The organism is Sphingomonas sp. Marseille-Q8236, from assembly GCF_965112005.1.
This window is the reverse complement of the sequence record NZ_CBCOPO010000001.1, coordinates 25192-43409: the sequence shown is the minus strand read 5'-3', so window position 1 is coordinate 43409 and position 18218 is coordinate 25192. Positions and strand designations below refer to the sequence as shown.

At 67.1% G+C, this 18218-nt stretch carries 18 protein-coding genes; 12 read left to right on the top strand and 6 right to left on the bottom strand.

Annotated elements, in window-relative coordinates:
- Positions 1–40 precede the first annotated feature (40 nt).
- Positions 41–997, bottom strand: coding sequence for an aldo/keto reductase (locus tag ACWPWT_RS00190; RefSeq protein WP_454278077.1), 957 nt, complete (start codon positions 995–997; stop codon positions 41–43).
- A gap of 6 nt (positions 998–1003) precedes the next feature.
- Positions 1004–1201 carry a hypothetical protein gene (locus ACWPWT_RS00185; protein ID WP_454278076.1) on the bottom strand — a complete coding sequence of 66 codons (198 nt, stop codon included), beginning with the start codon at positions 1199–1201 and terminating at the stop codon, positions 1004–1006.
- 123 nt (positions 1202–1324) lie between these two features.
- On the opposite strand from ACWPWT_RS00185, the gene ACWPWT_RS00180 reads away from it, so the two are divergent.
- Positions 1325–1783 carry a DUF4126 family protein gene (locus ACWPWT_RS00180; RefSeq protein ID WP_454278075.1) on the top strand — a complete coding sequence of 153 codons (459 nt, stop codon included), beginning with the start codon at positions 1325–1327 and terminating at the stop codon, positions 1781–1783.
- On the opposite strand, the gene ACWPWT_RS00175 is transcribed toward ACWPWT_RS00180, so the two are convergent.
- Together ACWPWT_RS00175 and ACWPWT_RS00170 are read right to left on the bottom strand one after the other, a co-directional pair.
- Entirely contained in the window at positions 1780–2334 is a 555-nt protein-coding gene (locus ACWPWT_RS00175; protein WP_454278074.1) for a GNAT family N-acetyltransferase, read from the bottom strand. The genes ACWPWT_RS00180 and ACWPWT_RS00175 overlap by 4 nt on opposite strands.
- Positions 2335–2354: 20 nt before the next feature.
- Positions 2355–3542 (bottom strand): Gfo/Idh/MocA family protein, encoded by a 1188-nt coding sequence (locus ACWPWT_RS00170; protein ID WP_454278073.1) that lies wholly within the window; start codon positions 3540–3542, stop codon positions 2355–2357.
- A gap of 120 nt (positions 3543–3662) precedes the next feature.
- On the opposite strand from ACWPWT_RS00170, the gene ACWPWT_RS00165 reads away from it, so the two are divergent.
- The 9 genes from ACWPWT_RS00165 to ACWPWT_RS00125 all read left to right on the top strand — a co-directional run bounded on the left by ACWPWT_RS00165 (position 3663) and on the right by ACWPWT_RS00125 (position 12423).
- Entirely contained in the window at positions 3663–4049 is a 387-nt protein-coding gene (locus ACWPWT_RS00165; RefSeq protein WP_454278072.1) for a c-type cytochrome, read from the top strand.
- Positions 4050–4069: 20 nt separating this feature from the next.
- The gene (locus tag ACWPWT_RS00160) at positions 4070–5110 is read left to right on the top strand and encodes a sugar phosphate isomerase/epimerase family protein (RefSeq protein ID WP_454279856.1); all 1041 of its coding nucleotides are present in this window, start codon (positions 4070–4072) and stop codon (positions 5108–5110) included.
- A 69-nt stretch (positions 5111–5179) separates the two neighbouring features.
- Complete coding sequence (locus tag ACWPWT_RS00155) at positions 5180–6484, top strand: MFS transporter (RefSeq protein WP_454278071.1); 1305 nt, start codon at positions 5180–5182, stop codon at positions 6482–6484.
- Positions 6481–7401 (top strand): hydroxypyruvate isomerase family protein, encoded by a 921-nt coding sequence (locus ACWPWT_RS00150; protein ID WP_454278070.1) that lies wholly within the window; start codon positions 6481–6483, stop codon positions 7399–7401. The genes ACWPWT_RS00155 and ACWPWT_RS00150 overlap by 4 nt, the downstream gene beginning before the upstream one ends.
- A gap of 17 nt (positions 7402–7418) precedes the next feature.
- Complete coding sequence (locus ACWPWT_RS00145) at positions 7419–8228, top strand: 3-keto-disaccharide hydrolase (protein WP_454279855.1); 810 nt, start codon at positions 7419–7421, stop codon at positions 8226–8228.
- Complete coding sequence (locus ACWPWT_RS00140) at positions 8225–8800, top strand: gluconate 2-dehydrogenase subunit 3 family protein (protein WP_454278069.1); 576 nt, start codon at positions 8225–8227, stop codon at positions 8798–8800. Before ACWPWT_RS00145 ends, ACWPWT_RS00140 begins: the two co-directional genes overlap by 4 nt.
- Complete coding sequence (locus ACWPWT_RS00135; RefSeq protein ID WP_261269679.1) at positions 8797–9630, top strand: sugar phosphate isomerase/epimerase family protein; 834 nt, start codon at positions 8797–8799, stop codon at positions 9628–9630. Before ACWPWT_RS00140 ends, ACWPWT_RS00135 begins: the two co-directional genes overlap by 4 nt.
- Positions 9631–9659: 29 nt before the next feature.
- Entirely contained in the window at positions 9660–11342 is a 1683-nt protein-coding gene (locus ACWPWT_RS00130) for a GMC family oxidoreductase (protein WP_454278068.1), read from the top strand.
- Positions 11343–11403: 61 nt separating this feature from the next.
- The gene (locus tag ACWPWT_RS00125) at positions 11404–12423 is read left to right on the top strand and encodes a LacI family DNA-binding transcriptional regulator (RefSeq protein ID WP_454278067.1); all 1020 of its coding nucleotides are present in this window, start codon (positions 11404–11406) and stop codon (positions 12421–12423) included.
- A 257-nt stretch (positions 12424–12680) separates the two neighbouring features.
- Here ACWPWT_RS00125 and ACWPWT_RS00120 read toward each other — a convergent pair whose 3' ends face one another.
- Positions 12681–13700, bottom strand: a complete 1020-nt coding sequence (locus tag ACWPWT_RS00120) for a class 1 fructose-bisphosphatase (protein WP_261269676.1) — start codon at positions 13698–13700, stop codon at positions 12681–12683.
- 208 nt (positions 13701–13908) lie between these two features.
- Between ACWPWT_RS00120 and epsC the strand changes: the two genes are divergently transcribed.
- Positions 13909–14883 (top strand): serine O-acetyltransferase EpsC, encoded by a 975-nt coding sequence (epsC, locus tag ACWPWT_RS00115; protein ID WP_454278066.1) that lies wholly within the window; start codon positions 13909–13911, stop codon positions 14881–14883.
- A complete protein-coding gene (locus ACWPWT_RS00110; RefSeq protein WP_454278065.1) occupies positions 14880–15620 on the top strand; it encodes a gamma-glutamyl-gamma-aminobutyrate hydrolase family protein in 741 nt (246 codons plus the stop codon). Before epsC ends, ACWPWT_RS00110 begins: the two co-directional genes overlap by 4 nt.
- Positions 15621–15691: 71 nt before the next feature.
- On the opposite strand, the gene ACWPWT_RS00105 is transcribed toward ACWPWT_RS00110, so the two are convergent.
- The gene (locus tag ACWPWT_RS00105) at positions 15692–18187 is read right to left on the bottom strand and encodes a PepSY domain-containing protein (RefSeq protein WP_454278064.1); all 2496 of its coding nucleotides are present in this window, start codon (positions 18185–18187) and stop codon (positions 15692–15694) included.
- Positions 18188–18218: the final 31 nt, after the last annotated feature.

The window sequence follows — 18218 nt, the reverse complement described above, 5'->3', positions numbered from 1 at the left end:
TTCCAAAACTGATGTATGTCAATAGACTGTTTCGAGCCGTTCAGGTGCCGCTATCATCCAGTCGCCCGACCTGCTCCTTGGTGAGATTCAGCGTCATCGCGGGCATGAGTTCGGAGAGCTGCTCCACGCTGGTCGCGCTGGCGATGGGAGCGGTCACGCCTTCTTGCGCCATCAGCCAGGCCAGCGCCACCTGCGCCTGGGTCGCGCTTGTTTCGTCCGCCACCTGGTCGAGTGCGGCGAGTACCGCGCCGCCCTTGCCGTGCAGCAACTCGCCCATTCGGGCACCGCGCACGCTTTGCGACAGGTCGGCGTCGCTGCGATATTTGCCGGTCAGGAACCCGGCTGCGAGACCGTAATAGGGGACGACCCCGATATTTTCGGTCACGCAATAATCTTGCAGCTCGCCCTCGAACTTGTGGCGGCTGACCAAATTATATTCGGGCTGGAGGACGTGATAGCGGGGCAGGCCGGCTGCGCGCGCCGCGTCGTTGGCCGACTTCAACCGCGCCGCATGGAAGTTGGACGCACCGATGACCCGCACCTTGCCCGCCTCGACCAGCTTGGCAAAAGCCTCCATCACCGCCTCCTGCGGTTGATCCTCGTCATCCTGATGCGCGAAATACAGGTCGATGCGATCGGTGCCGAGCCGCTGGAGCGAGGCCTCCGCCGCCGCCACGATCCGCGCGGGGGCCAGCTTCTCGCCACCTTCGCCGGGCAGCATGCCGACCTTGGTCGCGATCAATATCCGGTCGCGCTTGCCGCTGGCCTTCAGCCATTCGCCGATCATCGTCTCGGACTCGCCGCCGCGATGGCCCTCGATCCAGGCGGAATAGACATCCGCCGTATCGATCATCGTACCGCCCTGATCGACAAAGGCATCCAGCACCGCAAAGCTCGCCGCCCGGTCCGCCGTCCAGCCGAAGACATTGCCGCCCAGTACCAGCGGCGCAATCATCAGGTCGGTCGAGCCCAGGCGGCGGAGCGGCATATCGGTCATGGACGATCAGCTTTCATTGTCGGTGGCTATTTCCTCATCAACGCCCGAAGGGGCCATCGCGTTCAGATCGACCGCATTGGCATCGAGCATCGCGGCGGCCTCGTTCAACTGGCGGTTCTCCTCGGCGCTGAGCCCCGTGGGCTGGTCGCTGGAGGAACAGGCGGCGAGCGACAGCAGCGCGGCGGTCAGAAGAAAGCGGGTCATGCCGCCACCATGGCGCAGCCGGGGGTGGGTGGGGAAGGGGGCTTGGCCAGCGAGCGAGGAACCCTTTGCGCCGCCGCGGGCGTTGTGGCGACCAGTTTCTTCCCCCATCCAAGAGGTAACGTCATGCTCGCATCGTTCAAAATGGGTCTGGTCGGCGGGCAGCGGGCGATGACCCCGCTTGCCGCCGTATCGATCGCGGCGGCGCGGGGCGAATTGCCGCTGGGCAAGGGGGTGTTGCGTTGGCTGGGCAATCCCTTCGTCGCGGCGGGAACGCTGGCCCTCGCGATCGGCGAGATGGCCGGCGACAAGCAGAAGACCGCGCCCGACCGGATCGTCCCCATCGGCTTAGCGGCGCGTTTCACCACCTCCGCCATCGCGGGCGCGGCGCTGGCCAGCCCCAAGCATCGCTGGCTGGGCGCGGCGATCGGCGGCGTGACGGCGGTGGTCGCCTCCTATCCCGGCTGGCGCGGCCGCATGGCAGCGCTGGGGCGCTATGGCCAGACGAAGACGGGCTTTGCCGAAGACGCCGCCGTGCTGGCGGGCGCGGCGGCGATCGTGCGGGGGCGCAAGGCGGCGGGTTAAGTAACCGCCGTTTCCCGGCGTCGCTCCACCTCCACCGACGGAACGTCGCGGCCCATGGCAAGGCAGGCGCGCATGGCGTGGGCGGTCTCCACAAAACCCAGCTTGGCCAGCACCCGGCCCGAGGCGGGATTGTCCTGGAAATAGCCCGACGTAATGAGGGGCAAATTCAGCATATCGAAGCCATAGGACAGAACCGCCCGACCCGCCTCCGACATGATGCCTTTGCCCCAGTGATCGGGATCGAGCCAATAACCGAGCTCGGCCCGATCGCCTTGCCTGCCCGGCGTCAGGCCGATGATACCGAACAGATAGTCGGTGCCGTGCCGGGTAATGGCCCAGATCCACTGCTTGGGTACGACCTTGGTCAGAAACAGATGCGCGTCCTCGACGGTATAGGGGTGGGGGACGGGTGTCAGTCGCCGGGCGACATCCCATTGCCCGGCAATCCGGGCGATGGCCGCCGCATCCCGTATCGCGGGCCGCCGCAGTGATAGGCGCGCCGTGGACAGGCCCGGATAGTCGGGAATATGGCACTTGTCGGTCATCGGCATCGAAACGGCTTCCCCGCCCGTCAATCCTGAGACGCAGGCTTATCGACCTTGGGAAAGACCGTCCATTTCTCCGCCGATCCGGCGCTCGCCAGCACCGCCTCGACAAAGGCCATGGTCCGCAATCCCGGCTCCAATCCGGGGAACCAGGTCGCTTCGCCCAGCGCGCCGCCCTCGGCCGGTCCGCCATCACGGACCGTACCCGCCACCGCACGGTAAAGATTGCCGAACGCTTCGATATAGCCCTCCGGATGGCCCGAGGGGGTGCGCAGCCGCGGCAGGGTGGTGGGGGCGAGGCCGGGGCCGCCCGCCCGGACGGTTTCGGCGGGTCGGTCCAGCCAGCGCAGGATGAGCGTATTGGGCTCCATCTGTGACCATTCCAGCCCGCCCTTCTCGCCATGGATGCGCAGGCGCAGGCCGTTCTCCTCGCCCGCCGCCACCTGAGTCGCCCGTAGCGTGCCCCGCGCGCCTTCGGCAAAGCGCAGGAGGACGTTCACATCGTCGTCGAGCATCCGCCCCGCGACATGGGTCGTCACGTCGGCGGACAGCGCCTCGACCTTCAGCCCTGCGACATGCTCGGCCAGTTGGAAGGCATGGGTGCCGATATCGCCCAGCGCGCCGCCCAGTCCGGCGCGCGCAGGGTCGGTGCGCCATTCGGCCTGCTTGTTGCCCTCGCGGTCGAGCGGGCTGCTGAGCCAGCCCTGGACATACTCGACATGGACCAGGCGGATGCGGCCGAAATCGCCGCGCGCGACGCGGGCCCGCGCCTCCTCGACCATCGGATAGCCGCTATAGGTGAAGGCCAGGGCATAGAGCTGGCCCGAGGCGCGTGCGGCGTCGGCGATGGCGCGCGCTTCGGCGAGATTCATCGCCATCGGTTTCTCGCTGAACACCGGGAACCCGGCGTTCAGCGCGGCGATCGCCATGGGGGCATGGAGATGATTGGGGGTGACGATCGCGACCGCGTCGATCCGTTCCGCCTCGGGACGCATCCGCTCGTCGGCGAGGAGCGCCTCGATCGAGGCATGGACGCGGTCGGGGGCCAGGCCAAGCTGCTCGCCGCTCCGCCGGTTCCGCTCGGCATCGCTGCTGAACGTGCCCGCGACCAGTTGCCAGTCGCCGTCCAGCGCGGCCGCCATCCGGTGTACGCCGCCGATGAACGCGCCCTCGCCACCGCCCGCCATCGCCAGTTTCAGCTTGCGTCCTGCCATCATCCTCTCCTCTATCCTGTCGCTCATCGGGCGACATTCGGTGCTTGCACCGCATCGGTTTACCGTTAAACTCCAGCATGAACCAGTGAGTCTGGGAAAGAAAATGACAGGAGAGAGTGAATGAGGCAGCTGATCTGGCTGGCCGCGTTGCCCGGTGCCGTGGCTTTGGTCATCGCCGCCAACGCGCCATCGACGGCCCAGTCCGCCCCCGCCGGGGCGCAGGCCTTTGCCGCCTGCCGCGCCTGCCATACGCTCAACAAAGGCGGGCGCAACGGCGTCGGGCCGAATCTCAACGGCGTGTTCGGACGGCAGGCGGGCACGGTGGCGGGCTTCAACTACTCCCCCGCGATGAAAGCCTCGGGGCTGAAGTGGGACGACAAGACGCTGAACGACTTCATCGCCGCGCCGATGAAGAAGGTGCCCGGCACGCGGATGCCAATCGGCGTCGCGGACCCCGCCAAGCGCGCCGCGCTGATCGCCTATCTCAAGACCGAGACCGCCAAGTGAGCGCCGGGACCGCCCCGATGATGCGCGGTCCGGGCATTTTCCTGGCGCAGTTCATGGGCGATGCCGCACCGTTCGACACGCTCGACTCGGCGGCGCGCTGGATGGCGGAGGCGGGTTATGAAGGCGTGCAGATTCCGACCTGGGACGCCCGCTGCATCGACCTGAAGACGGCCGCCGAAAGCCAGGATTATTGCGACGATCTGGCGGGTCGCTGTGCCGATGCCGGGGTCGCGATCACCGAATTGTCGACCCATTTGCAGGGGCAGTTGGTCGCGGTCCACCCGGCCTATGACGCCGCCTTCGACGGCTTCGCGCCCGAGGCGGTGCGGGGCAAACCCGCCGAGCGACAGGCTTGGGCGGTCGAGCAGCTCCATTATGCCGCCAAGGCCAGTCGCCGGCTGGGGTTGAAGGCGCATGCGACCTTTTCGGGCGCGCTGCTCTGGCCCTTCGTCTATCCTTGGCCGCAGCGCCCCGCCGGACTGGTGGCGGAGGGCTTTGCCGAACTCGGCAAGCGCTGGCGGCCGATCCTGGATGCGTTCGAGGAGGAGGGCGTCGACCTCTGCTACGAACTCCATCCCGGCGAGGATCTGCACGACGGCACAACCTTCGAACGTTTCCTGGATTCGGTCGGCGGCCATGCCCGCGCCAACATCCTCTACGACCCTAGCCATTTCGTGCTGCAGGCGATGGATTATCTGCAATTCATCGACTTTTATCACGACCGCATCCGCATGTTCCACGTCAAGGATGCCGAGTTCAACCCGACCGGACGGGCGGGCGTCTATGGCAGTTACAGCGATTGGATCGACCGGCCGGGGCGGTTCCGCTCGCTGGGCGACGGGCAGGTCGATTTCGGCGGGATCTTCTCGAAGCTGACCCAATATGGCTATGCCGGTTGGGCGGTGCTGGAGTGGGAATGCTGCCTGAAGCACCCGGAGGATGGCGCGCGCGAAGGGGCGCCCTTTATCGCCGCGCATCTGATCCGACGCGCCGAGCGCGCCTTTGACGATTTCGCCGGTGGAGGCGATCCCGACGCCAATAAGCGATGGCTGGGAATTTAAGCGATTCAACGACTTGACCGTCCGCCCCGGAAGGTCAAGTCTGACAAAAAGCATAAGCGGGAGAGGGGCATGGAAGCGATACCGGACAATCGGTCGCGTCTGTTCTGGCTGAGCGTGCTGGCCCTATTTACGGCCGCCGCGAGTGCGGCGTTGCGCGCGGCGGTGGCGAGCAGCCTGAAGGCGCAGTGGATCGATCCGATCGCACCGGTCGAGGCGGGGGAGTTGATCGGATCGGCCCTGGGATCGGCCTTTCTGGGCTTCGCCGCGACGCTGTTCGTGGCGAGCGCGCTGCTCGACCGGATCGGCGCGCGGCGGATGCTGATCGGATGCGGACTATGCTTTTTGGTCGGCACCACGGCGATTATCGGTGCCGGGCAAGTCGCCGGCGGCATGGCGGTCTATCACATCGTCTGGGGCGGGATGCTGCTCAGCGGGATCGGCTGGGGACTGGCGGAGGCGTCGATCAACCCGCTGACCGCGCGGCTCTATCCGGACGAGACGACGCACCGGCTGAACGTGCTGCACGCTTGGTATCCCGGCGGGCTGATCGTCGGCGGGCTGGCGGGCGTGCTCCTCGCCGAAGTCCTGTCCTGGCAGGCGATCATGGCGCTGGTGCTGATCCCCGCGCTGGGCGTGCTGGTGATGGCAGCGACCACGCATTTCCCGCCGGTCCCACGCGAAGTGCGCGATGTCGGCTTCGGCGGGATGATCGCGGAAGTCTTCAAGCGGCCCAGCTTCTTCGTCTGGTTCGGCGCGATGTTCCTGACCGCTGCGTCGGAACTGGCGCCGGGCCAATGGCTCGACGTGGCGCTGAGCAGCCGGGTCGGCATGCGCGGCATATTGCTGCTCGTCTATGTCAGCGCGCTGATGTTCGTGTTCCGCCATTTCGCCGGGCGGATCGCGGGGCGGCTGTCCAATCCGGGGCTGCTCTGGGTGTCGAGCCTGATGGCGGGGATCGGCCTGTTCCTGTTGTCGCGGGCGCAGTCGCCGGTCGCGGCGATCCTGGCCTCGACCGTGTGGGGGCTGGGCGTCTGTGCGATGTGGCCGACCATGCTGGCGTCGGTTGCGGAGCGGTATCCCCGCGGCGGGGCCTGGGCATTGGGGCTGGTCGGATCGGCGGGCGCGCTGGCGAGCTTCTTCGTCCTGCCGCGTCTCGGCGCGATGTTCGATGCTGCCAAGGTTGAACTCGCCGGTGGACCGGAAGCCTTCAAGCGGTTGACCGGCGAAGCGCTGCGCCAGGTCGAGGATGCGGCGGCGTCGCAGTCCTTTGCACGGCTGGCGCTGGTGCCGGTGATCTTGTTGTTCGTCTTCGGTGGCATCTGGCTGGCCGAGCGTCGTCGTCCTCGCGGCCGGGTCATGGAGACCGTCGCATGAGCTGGTCGCGACGTACCGTGATGGGTGGGCTTGCCGCGGCTGTCCCCGCCGCAGCATTGATGGCGCAGAAGGCGGGCCGATCGTCCAACGCCGCGCGCTTCACCCTGGGCTTCGCGCCGCATCTGGGCAGCTTTGCCAGCCGGGGCGACAGCTCGGTCGAGCAGATCGCCTATGCCGCCGATCAGGGTTTCTGGGCGTGGGAGGACAATGAATATCGCCTTCGCCCGGTGGCCGAACAGGAAGCGATCGCCAAGGCGCTGCGCGACCGGAAGATGACGATGGGCGTGTTCGTCGCGTCCATGCCCAAATGGTCCGAGTCCCGGCCGCTGCTGGGCGGTGACGACGATGCCGAGCGACAGGCTTTCCTGGCCGATGTGACAAGCGCGGTCGATGTCGCCAAGCGGGTCGGCGCGACGCGGATGACCGTCGTCACCGGCTTCATGGACAAGCGTCTGCATCCTGCGATCCAGATGGGGCGGATCATCGACGTGATGCGCCGCGCGGGCGATATCGTCGCGCCGCACGGGATGGCGCTGGTGATGGAGCCGCTCAACACCCGGACCAACCATCCCGGCGTCTTCATGCAGTCGATCGCGGAGGGCTATGCGGTGGCGCGCGGGGCGAACAGTCCGGGCGTGAAGGTGCTGGCCGACCTGTATCATGAGCAGATCCAGTCGGGGAATCTGATCCCGACCATGAAACTCTGCTGGGACGAGATCGGCTATATCCAGTTCGGCGACAATCCCGGCCGCAACGAGCCGGGCAGCGGCGAGATCAACTATTCCAATATCTGCCGCTTCCTGAAGGCACAGGGCTATGCCGGGGTGATCGGCATGGAACATGGCAATTCGGTCAAGGGCCGGGCGGGCGAAGAGAGACTGATCGCCGCGTACCGCGCGATCGATCCTATAGGATGAGGAGGGGAGCGATGCGGATGCTATCGTTGATCGCGCTGGCCGTGGCGAGCGGCGCGGCGGCCCAGGACAAGCCGGGCCTGGGGTTTCGCGACACGCCGATGCTGCCCGGTGGCCAATGGCATGTCCATGATCCGGACCGGCCCGCGCCGCGCGTCGTGACGCCCGCCGCGCAGCCCGGCGGCGCGCCGTCGGATGCGGTGGTGCTGTTCGACGGGCGCTCGCTGGACGCCTGGACGTCCAGCGGCAAGCCCTGGCTGCTTCAGGGCGGCGTGCTGACCGTGCCGCAGCGCGACGGCAAGGCGGAGAGCGTGCTGGTCAGCAAGCAGAGTTTCGGCGATGTCCAGCTGCACCTCGAATTCCGCTCGCCCAACCCGCCACAGAAGAGTTCGCAGGATCGCGGCAATAGCGGCATCTGGTTCATGCAACGCTATGAGGTCCAGATCCTCGACGGCTATAATAATCCGACCTATGCCGATGGGCAGGTGGGTGCGGTCTATGCCTGGAAGCCGCCACTGGTGAACGCGTCGCGCAAGCCCGGCGAGTGGCAGAGCTACGACATCATCTTCGAGCGGCCACGCTTTGCCGCCGATGGCAAGCTGATCCGCCCCGCCTATGTCACCGCGCTGCTGAACGGCGTCGTCGTCCAGAACCATCAGGCGATGCTGGGCACCACCGTCTGGCGGCAGGTCGAAAAATACCAGGCGCATGGCGATGCCGCACCGATCCAGCTTCAAGATCACGACTCGCCCGTCTCGTTCCGCAACATCTGGGTCCGCCCGCTGCCGCCCGAGGCGATCGCGCAGGACCTGCCGGAGGATGCCCGATGATAGACCGCAGACATGCCCTGGCGGGGATCACCGCCATGTTCGGCTCCGCGCTGTTCGCGCCCATCGCCCGTGCGGCGGGCGCGGTCGAGCAGACGCGCGGCGCCATTCCCGTCATCTCGAACGGCCCGCCCAGCGTGGCGGTCTTCACCCCCGTCCAGCGCGCGACGATGACCGCGCTGGCCGAACGCGTGCTGCCGACCACGGACACGCCCGGCGCGATCGCCGCCGGGGTGCCCGAATTCATCGAGAAGATGCTGGCCGACTGGTCGCTGCCCACCGACCGGGTGCCGATCATCGCCGGGCTGAACGCGATCGAGGCGCGCAGCCAGAGTGTCCACCGCGTGCCCGCCGCCAAGGCGACGGCGGCGCAGCAGGACACGCTGCTGACCGAGGCGATGGAGGGCGTGCTGCCCGAGGGCCGCGCCTTCTTCGAGCCGTTCCGGCAACTGGTCATCACCGGCTATTACACGTCGGAGATCGGCATCACGCAGGAACGCGAATATCTGCCTGTGCCCGGCGAGTATAACGGTGCCTTCCCCTATTCTCAGGTCAACAAGGTATATTCGGCATGATCGATCGTCGTTCGCTGATGGGCGCGGGGCTGGGGCTGGGCGCGGGCGCGCTGCTGCCGGGGATGGCGCAGGCCGCGCGGCTGGGCGCCATCGGGCTACAGCTCTACACGATCCGCGAGCTGTTCGCGGCCGATCCGGTCAAGACGCTCGAGGCGGTGGCGAAGATCGGGTACCGCGAGATCGAATATGGCGGCGGCGGCTATGACGCGATGGATCATGCCATGCTCCGCCGCACGCAGGACCGGCTGGGGCTGAAGGCACCCTCGGTGCATGTCCCCTATGACGCGCTGCTCGGCAATTTCGGGAAATGCGTGACCATGGCGAAGACGCTGGGCGCGGACACCGTCATCCTGCCCTATATGACCGACGAGCATCGGACCGAGGCGGGCTGGAATGCGGCGCTACCCAACATAAACCGCTTCGCCGAGCAGTTGAAGAAGGCGGGGCTGGGCTTCGCCTATCACAATCACGATTTCGAGTTCACCAACAAGCCCGGTGGCGTCAGCCTGTATGACCGGCTGCTCAAGGGCACCGATCCGAAGCTCGTGAAGCTGGAGATCGACCTGTACTGGGCGATCCATGCGGGCGAGGATGCGGCGGCGCTGATCCGGCGGCTGGCGGGGCGCATCTATGCCTATCACGTCAAGGATGCGCGCGCCGATGGCAGCATGACCGCGGTGGGGGCGGGCAAGATCGACTTCGCTGCGATCTTCAAGCTCAACGGCCTGTCGGGCGTGAAGCATTTCTATGTCGAGAACGACCAGGCGCCCGCGCCTTACCTGCCCGACATCACGACCAGTTTCCGGACGCTGCAAGCGCTTCGATTCTAAAACGATAAGAAACATTTAGGAGGATGGCCATGGCGGCGACGAACCGTTTCGACGCGATCGTGATCGGGTCGGGCATCAGTGGCGGTTATGCCGCCAAGGAACTGACCGAAAAGGGCCTGCGCGTCCTGATGCTCGACCGGGGCGTCATGGTGGAGCATGGCGAGGGCTATCCCTATGACGGCAAGCCGCCTTTCGAGGTGCCCGCGCGCAACATCATGCCCAAGCCCTTGGTGGAGAGCGATTATTTCATCGCGAAACAGGGCTATGTCGCGCCCAGCAACCAGAAATTCTACAATGACGACCGGTTGAACCCCTATGCCTATGACGAGGGGAGCAAATTCTACTGGATCCGCCCCGGCGCGGTCGGCGGCAAGTCGCTGATCTGGGGCCGCTGGTCCTTCCGCTGGAGCCCCGACGATTTCGAGGCGAACAAGCGCGAAGGCGTCGCCGCCGACTGGCCGATCCGCTATGACGACGTCGCGCCGTGGTATTCCTATGTCGAGAAATATATCGGCGTATCGGGGTCGCGCGAGAACCTGCCCTATCTCCCCGACAGCGACTTCCAGCCGCCGATCCCGATGAACGTGGCGGAGAAGTGGTTGAAGGAGCGGCTGGAGGGCCAGTTTCCGGGCCGCAAGCTGATCAACACCCGCCTGTCCAACATGACCGAGGACAAGCCCGACCAGAACCGCACCAAATGCCAATTCCGCAACCAGTGCGGCAATGGATGCTCGTTCGGCGCCTATTTCTCGACCCAGGCCGTGACGCTGCCCGCCGCGCGCGCGACCGGGCGGCTGACGCTGCAATCGGACGCGGTGGTGACCGGGATCGACTATGATCCTGCCGCCAAGAAGGTCACCGGCGTCCGCTATGTCGATGCCAAGACGGGGCAGGCGCAGACGGTGGCCGCCAATCTTGTCTTCGTCTGCGCTTCGGCCATGGCGTCGGTGCAGATCCTGATGAACTCGCGCGCGCCCGGCTCCGAGCGCAGCCATTTCGACAGCAGCGGGACGCTGGGCCGCTATGTCATGGACCATATCTTCCGCGTCGGCGTGTCGGGCGAAATTCCTGGCATGGACGATCTGATCGAATATGGTCGCCGTCCGGGCGGGGTCTATGTGCCGCGCTTCCGCAACCTCAAGGGGGACGAGGGGCTCGGCTTCAAGCGCGGCTATGGCTATCAGGGCTCGGCCTATCGCAACGCGGCCAAGCCGGTCGGCTTCGGCGCGGAGATGAAGCATGGCATGCGACGCTATGGCCCGTGGCAGTTCAGCATGGGCGCGTTCGGCGAATGCCTGCCTTATGAGGACAATCGCATCTCGCTGCATTCCAGCAAGGTCGATCGCTTCGGCGTGCCGCTGCTGAAGTTCGACGTGACCTTCCGCGACAATGAGTTGAAGATGATGGCGGACGCCCGGCGCGAAGGCGAAGCGATGCTGCGTGCGGCGGGGCTAAGGAACGTCACCAGTGGCGAGCAGGAGCATGTTCCCGGCGACGCCATCCATGAAATGGGTGGCGCGCGCATGGGGGCGGACCCCCGCAATTCGGTGCTCAACAAATGGAGCCAGGCGCATGACGCGTCCAACCTCTATGTCACCGATGGCGCGCAGATGACGTCCGTATCGTGCGTGAACCCCTCGCTGACCTTCATGGCGCTGACCGCGCGCGCGGCGGATCATGCGGTCAAGGGGATGAAGGCGGGGGCGGTCTGATCGCACGGCGGATGATCGCCGATGGCCAAGGGGGGATCGTTGCGCTAGCGGACCGTCCGCTATGAGCAGCAAGAGGCCCGAGGGCGTCACCATCCGCGCGGTCGGCGAGCGTGCGGGCGTATCGGCGATGACCGTATCCAACGTCATCAACGGCGTCGGTCGCGCCAGCCCCTCGACGCGCGCGGCGGTGCTCGCCGCGATCGACCAGCTCGGCTATGTGCCCAATATCGCCGCGCGTCGGCTGGCGAAGGCGCGGGCCACCACCTTGGGGCTGCTCTATAGCGACAGGGGGACGCCCTTCATCGACTCGGTATTGCTCGGCGCGCTGCGGGCGAGCAATGCGCGCGGGTTGCAATTCATCGCGCAGGCGGAGGAGGGGCTGACCCGCGAGGCGGCGGCGGCGGCGGTGCGTGCGCTGGTGCAGAGCGGCGCGGCGGGCGTGCTGCTCGTCCCGCCCTTTGCCGAATTGCTCAGCGGGTCGGGGTTGTTCGAGGAACTGGGCGTCGCCGCGGCGGCGATCGCGACGGGGCAGGGGCTGCCCGACATCTGTACCGTACGCGTCGACAACCGCGCGGCGATGGCGGCGATGACGGCCCATGTCGCACAGGCGGGGCATCGGCGCATCGGCTTCATGGCGGGACCGCAAAGCTTCTCGGTCGCGGACGAGCGGCTGGCCGGATTTCACGACGGCATGGCGGCGAGCGGGCTGGCGGTGGACCCTATGCTGGTCGTGCGGGGCGGATTCGAGCCTGCCGCGGGCGCGGAGGCGGGGCGGACGCTGTTGTCGCTGGCCGAGCGACCCAGCGCGATCCTGTGCAGCAGCGACGACATGGCCGCCGGGCTGATCGGCGAGGCACATCGCATGGGACTGCGGCTACCCGACGATCTGGCGGTGACGGGGTTCGACGACACCGCGATCGCCGCGCGCGTCTGGCCTCCGCTCAGCGTGATCCGCCAGCCGGTGGGCGACATGGCGTTCCGCGCGGTCAAACAGGTGCTGACGGCGCTACGCTCGCGCACGGTCGAGGATCGGGTGGTGGACTTCGAACTCGTCCTGCGGGAGTCCGTGGGGCGGGTTTAGGGGGCGGACCGGACGGATAGGGATGCTCTTGGCCTTCGACTTCGCTCAGGCTGAACGGAGGGGGGTATCCCTTCAACCCCGGCTAAGGCCGGGGCCACCCGGCCGATGGCCCGTCAGGCGAAGCAGGTTCATCCCGTCTTTCCAGCCACATGGTAACTGGGCCCGGGCCTTCGCCGGGGTCAAAGGGATGTCTGGATTTCGATAACCCGGCCCGCCCTCCGCTCAGCCTGAGCGAAGTCGAAGGCCACGGAAAACCCTCACCCCGTCCGGCCATATTCCGCGACCAGCGCCACTTCTTCCGCATCGCCCAGCACGACGCCGACCCGCTGGTGCAGGCCGATCGCCTCGACATCCATGATGCGGATCGCCCCGTCGATCGACGCGCCGCCCGCCTGTTCGATCAGGAAGCTCATCGGATTGGCCTCATAGAGCAGGCGCAGCTTGGCCTTGCCGGCCTCGCGATGGTCGCCAGGGTAGAGGAACACGCCGCCGCGCTTCAGGATGCGGTGGATGTCGGCCACCATCGAGGCGGTCCAGCGCATATTGTAATCGACGCCGCACGGCCCCTCGCTGCCCTGGATACGCTCCTCGATATAGCGGGCGATGCCGGGCGACCATTGGCGGCGGCGTGCCATGTTGATCGCGAATTCGCGGGTGCCCGCCGGAATGCGCATCGGCCCGTCGGTCAGCCGCCACGATCCCAGTTCGCGGTCGAGGGTGAACTCGTACACCCCTTCGCCCACGGTCAGGACCAACAGCGTCTGCGGCCCGTAAATGGCGTAGCCCGCCGCCACCTGCGCCCGGCCCGGTTGCAGGAAGTCGGCCTCGGTCACTTCGCGGCCCGCGCAATCTTCGGGCGCGCGCAGCACCGAGAAGATGGTGCCGACCGACAGGTCGACATCGACATTGCTCGATCCGTCGATCGGATCGAACAGCAGCAGATATTCGCCCTTGGGATAGCGATTGGGGATGCGGTGGATCGTCTCCATCTCCTCCGACGCCATCGCCGCGAGGTGCCCGCCCCATTCATTGGCATCGAGCAGCAGGTCGTTGGCGATCACGTCCAGCTTCTTCTGGACCTCGCCCTGCACATTTTCGCTGCCCAGCGAACCCAACACATCGCCCAGCGCCCCCTTGGAGATCGCCTGGTTCACCGCCTTGCAGGCGCGCGCGACCGTTTCGATCAACAGGCGAAGCTCAGGGGGGCAGGTTTCGGGCGACCGGCGTTGCTGCTCGATCAGGAAACGGGTCAGCGTCGTCTGGCGTGGAGTGGTCATCGTCGCACGGCTCCGGGGATAGGATAGGGACGATCGACCTTGCGGGCTCCCTTCCCGCCGGGCCGAACCATGCTGGCACGCGCCTCCATGCCCAAGCCCCGCCGCATCCGCAACCGCACGTTAAGACAAGCGCGTGCTTTATAGGGACGTAGCATTTCTGTTATATCCCATTCAAGAACTGGGATATGATAGGGGTCGGAGGATCGTGATGACGACCAGCAAGCTGACCGCCACCCCCCGCTCCGGGGAAGACGCCGCCACCGGGATCGACGGCATCGTCTCTTCGCTGCGCACCGCTCGCCATGGCTGGCGCCAGCGTCAGGATGCGGGGCGCGATGTCGAACGGTTTCCGTCGCGCGCCGGGGTCGAGGACGTCGTCGCGCTGGTCGCTGCCGCGCTCTATCCGCGCCGCCTGGGTCATTTCCGGGGTGCGGGCGTGGAGGAGGATCGCTTCGTCGCCGCCAAGCTGCTCGCCGCGCTGACCGCGCTGGAGCGCGAGATCGGGGCCGAGCTCGCTTATTGGCAGAAGGACGCCGATGCCGCTTTCCCGCCCGAACAGGCGGCGTTGATCGCGCGGCTGTTCGGCGCGACCCTGCCGCATGTGCGCGAATTGATCGACACCGATGTCGAGGCGGCCTTCCTCGCCGACCCGGCGGCGCGCAGCGTCGACGAGATATTGCTCTGCTATCCCGGCGCGGTCGCCAGCCTGCATCACCGTATCGCGCATGAGCTAAATGCCCTGGGCGCGCCGATCGTCGCGCGGATGATCTCCGAACTCGCCAATGAGCGGACCGGGATCGACATCCATCCCGGCGCGACCATCGGACGCTATTTCTTCGTCGATCACGGCACCGGCGTCGTCGTCGGAGAGACGGCGATCATCGGCGAGCGGGTGCGCGTCTATCAGCATGTCACGCTGGGCGCGCGATCGGCGCTGGGCACGGCGCCGCGCTCGCCGCGCGACCGCTTCGCCCGGCATCCGATCGTCGAGGACGATGTCATCATCTATGCTGGCGCGACGATATTGGGTCGGGTTACGATCGGGGCGCGCTCGGTGATCGGGGGCAATGTCTGGCTGCTGAGCGACGTCGCGCCGGACAGCGTCCTGGTCCAGCCTGAGGCGCGGGCCCTGCAGCGGGCGGAGGGGCGCGCACTGCGGCAGGAATTGGAGGGCACGGCATGACGCGGACGGCAAAGCCCATCGTCGGACTGATGTGCGGGAACGAGGTCGCGGGTCGCCCGATCCAGGCGGTGGCGACGCGCTTCATCGAGCCGGTGGTGCGGCTGTGCGGGGCGAATGTGGTCATGGTTCCCGCGGTGCGCGAGGCGGTCGATCCGGTCGCGATGGCCGACATGCTCGACGGGCTGCTGCTGACGGGTGGACGGTCGCATGTCGAGCCCGCCCAATATGAGGATCGCGGCCATCTCGCCCGCCATCTGTGCGATCCGGAGCGGGACAGCGTCGCCCTGTCGCTGGCGGGGCGGATGATCGAGCGCGGCAAGCCCGTCTATGGCATCTGCCGGGGGATGCAGGAGATCAACGTGCTGTTCGGCGGGACGCTGACCTGCCTGGGCGGGCTGCCGCGCCACCATCGTGGCTCTTGGGACGAGGATTACGAGGCGTTGTTCGGTCATCATCACCCTGTCGATCTGGCGGCGGGCGGTGTGCTGGCGGGGCGCAGCGGGCATCGGCGGCTGGAGGTGAATTCGGTCCACCAGCAGGGCGTCGACCGGCTGGGTTACGGTCTGGTGGTCGAGGCGCGCGACAGCGAGGACGGGCTGATCGAGGCGTTCCGCGCGCCGGGCTGCGGGGCAGACGTGCTGGCGGTGCAATGGCATCCCGAATGGGACGGCGCGCAATGCCATGTGGCGCGCAGCTTCTTCACATTGCTTGGGGAATCGATGCAGGGTCGCGCCTGATCCGAACGTTCGAAGACCTCCGCGCCCCTCTCGCAGCCATCATGCTATCGCCCCGATGATCGGGCACCCGGTCAGTAGATGTCGCGGGCGTAGCGACCCGTCGCCGCCATCGTCTCCAGCAGATCGTCGCCCAGAATGTCGGTCAGCACGCGGTGCACATCGCCCGCCATGCCCTTCAGACTGCCGCAGACATAGATGGCCGCGCCGCCGGCGACCGCTTCGCGAACCAGCTTCGCCGAGTCCTGCAGCGCATGCTGGACATAGCGGGGGCCATGACCCAGACGGGACCAAGCGGTCGTCATGCCCGACGCTATCCCGGCATCGCACAGCGCCCGGCGCTCGTCGCGGTGATAGTCGTCATGATCGGGATGCCGCTCTCCCCAGAACAGCCAGACGGGGCCGCCGCCGCTCGCCGCCCGCCCGCGCAGATGGGCGAGCAGGCCCGCCAGACCCGTGCCGTTGCCAATCAGGATCATCGGCGTGACGGGATCGGCGGGGGAGTGGAACGCCGCATTGGCGTGGATCCGCGCCCGCACCACGCCGCCCAACGGCGCGCCATGGCACAGCCAGCCGGACCCCAACCCCGGCAGGCCGTCCTCGGCCTGCGCCAGCCGGACGATCAACTCGGCCCGGCCCGCCGACGCGACCGACGCGATCGAATATTCGCGATGCGCCAGCGGGCGGAGCGTGGCAGCGTCGAAGCCGGGGCCCGCTGCGGTCGGCAGGATGCTGTCCATCAGGCGCTCGCGCATGTCGGGCGCGTCGTTCAGCCCCGTGGCGGCCAGAAAAGCATCGACACGGCGGCGATCCTGCCGGGGCAGGATTTCCAATATGTCGCCTGCCGCCCAGGAGGCGGGGGCCGCAACCGGCTCCAGCGCGACATGCCAGGTTTCGCCGCCGCTGCTGCCTGGATTGAGCAACCGCCGCTCGACCAGCCGCCAGTCGGCCATGGGGGCGGGGGCCCAGTCCGGCTGATCGGTGCGCGCGCCGAGCCCGGCCAGTTGCTGCTGCCACAGGCGCTGCGCATCGGCATCCTCGCCATCCTGCTCGATCGCGTCGAACAGCCGCTGCGCCCCGCCGCTGTGCAGCCACTGGTCGATCCGGTGACCAAAGGCGCAGAAGTCGGGATATTCCCGATCACCCAGCGCCAGCACGGCGTAGGACAGGTGTGACAGATTCGATGGCGGCTCCGCCATGGTCCGCGCAAAGGCGCGCGCCGCGTCCGGCGGTTCCCCCTCGCCATAGGTGCTGGCGACGACGAACAGCTTGTTCACCCGCGCCAGTTGTTCGGCGGTCAGCGAGGCGATCGGCAGCGCGGCGGCATCGGGCAAAGCCTGCGCCGTCAGTCGGGCGATGCGCTCGGCCGAGCCCGTCTGGCTGGCATAGGCGACCAGGGTGCTCGCTGCGTCGGTCGGCACCAACGCGCTATCCGCATTCACCGCCCGGAGCGCTGCCTTGCGCCGCCGCCGCGCGAAATAGAGGAGGAAGCCGGTAATGGTGAACAGCGGCATGGTCAGGCTGGCCAGCGCCATCAGGATCCGCCCGGCCAGCCCGAAATAGGCGCCGCGGTGAATCTCGTAGACGCTGGTCAGGATGTCGTCGCCCAGTGGCCGCTGCGCATAGGGTTGGTTGGAGGCGATGCGCCCGGTCGCGGCGTCGATGCTCACCTCGTCGGACACGCGGTCATGTCGACCGCCGGGCAGCTTGGCGCGGAACTGGGCCTTGCCTTCGCGGATCGAGGCGGTGACGCGCTCATAGGTTTGATGCCCGGTCGCCTGCTCGAATTGCCCCCAGAGGCCTGCCAGATCGACCGGTGCATCATCCTGCGCCTTGCCATGGCGGCGCTTGCCGCCTTCGCGCGGGCCATGCGCGGCCTGTTCGCTCGACAGGAGATGGCGGACGCCGGTGCGATACCAGTCATAGGACCACCACAGGCCGGTGCCCGCGCTGATCAGGTAGAAGATCAACACCCAGCCACCGATGACCGCGTGCAGCGCCCGGTACAGATTGCGCCCCGTCATCCGCAGGTCGAGGACGAACCAGTTGCGCCAGTCCAATGGCTTGCGCGGCCAACGCAGATACAGGCCCGACAAGGCGAAATAGATCAGCGACAGCGCTGCAAAGCCGGTAATCTGGCGGCCGATGCCATTCCCCTTGCCGGGCAGCGCCAGCCAGCGATGGAGATTCTCGACCGTCTCGAACAATTCCGCCCCGCGCGGCGGGCCCAGCATCCGGCCCGACGTCGGGTCGACATAGCCCCATAGCCGTTCCTTGCGATCGCCGACGGTATAGCTGACGAAGACTGCCTTGCTGGGGTCGCGTTCGATCGTCAGTCGCGTGATGTGGATATTGGGCACCTGCGCGTCGATCCGCGCGATCAGGTCCGGTGGAGGCAGCGGTGCGCCGCGCCCCGGTGTCACCGTCACGATGCCCGGATTCGTGGCGGCCAGTATCTCCGACTCGAAACTGATCAGCGCCCCGGTGACGCCCATGACGGCCAGTACGAGCCCGGCGGTGATTCCCAGGAACCAGTGAATCTGGAACAGCAGCGAACGGGTCGAAACCACCGGCCGATCAGCCCTTGTTATTGATAATCAC

Bases quoted from the DNA above. Each gene is read 5' to 3' on its own strand.
- epsC (WP_454278066.1), top strand. From the start codon at position 13,909: ATGACGACCAGCAAGCTGACCGCCACCCCCCGCTCCGGGGAAGACGCC.
- ACWPWT_RS00110 (WP_454278065.1), top strand. From the start codon at position 14,880: ATGACGCGGACGGCAAAGCCCATCGTCGGACTGATGTGCGGGAACGAG.
- ACWPWT_RS00150 (WP_454278070.1), top strand. From the start codon at position 6,481: ATGAGCTGGTCGCGACGTACCGTGATGGGTGGGCTTGCCGCGGCTGTC.
- ACWPWT_RS00170 (WP_454278073.1), bottom strand. From the start codon at position 3,542: ATGGCAGGACGCAAGCTGAAACTGGCGATGGCGGGCGGTGGCGAGGGC.
- ACWPWT_RS00190 (WP_454278077.1), bottom strand. From the start codon at position 997: ATGACCGATATGCCGCTCCGCCGCCTGGGCTCGACCGACCTGATGATT.
- ACWPWT_RS00130 (WP_454278068.1), top strand. From the start codon at position 9,660: ATGGCGGCGACGAACCGTTTCGACGCGATCGTGATCGGGTCGGGCATC.
- ACWPWT_RS00165 (WP_454278072.1), top strand. From the start codon at position 3,663: ATGAGGCAGCTGATCTGGCTGGCCGCGTTGCCCGGTGCCGTGGCTTTG.
- ACWPWT_RS00155 (WP_454278071.1), top strand. From the start codon at position 5,180: ATGGAAGCGATACCGGACAATCGGTCGCGTCTGTTCTGGCTGAGCGTG.
- ACWPWT_RS00145 (WP_454279855.1), top strand. From the start codon at position 7,419: ATGCTATCGTTGATCGCGCTGGCCGTGGCGAGCGGCGCGGCGGCCCAG.
- ACWPWT_RS00180 (WP_454278075.1), top strand. From the start codon at position 1,325: ATGCTCGCATCGTTCAAAATGGGTCTGGTCGGCGGGCAGCGGGCGATG.
- ACWPWT_RS00185 (WP_454278076.1), bottom strand. From the start codon at position 1,201: ATGACCCGCTTTCTTCTGACCGCCGCGCTGCTGTCGCTCGCCGCCTGT.
- ACWPWT_RS00125 (WP_454278067.1), top strand. From the start codon at position 11,404: ATGAGCAGCAAGAGGCCCGAGGGCGTCACCATCCGCGCGGTCGGCGAG.
- ACWPWT_RS00160 (WP_454279856.1), top strand. From the start codon at position 4,070: ATGCGCGGTCCGGGCATTTTCCTGGCGCAGTTCATGGGCGATGCCGCA.
- ACWPWT_RS00140 (WP_454278069.1), top strand. From the start codon at position 8,225: ATGATAGACCGCAGACATGCCCTGGCGGGGATCACCGCCATGTTCGGC.
- ACWPWT_RS00135 (WP_261269679.1), top strand. From the start codon at position 8,797: ATGATCGATCGTCGTTCGCTGATGGGCGCGGGGCTGGGGCTGGGCGCG.
- ACWPWT_RS00120 (WP_261269676.1), bottom strand. From the start codon at position 13,700: ATGACCACTCCACGCCAGACGACGCTGACCCGTTTCCTGATCGAGCAG.
- ACWPWT_RS00175 (WP_454278074.1), bottom strand. From the start codon at position 2,334: ATGCCGATGACCGACAAGTGCCATATTCCCGACTATCCGGGCCTGTCC.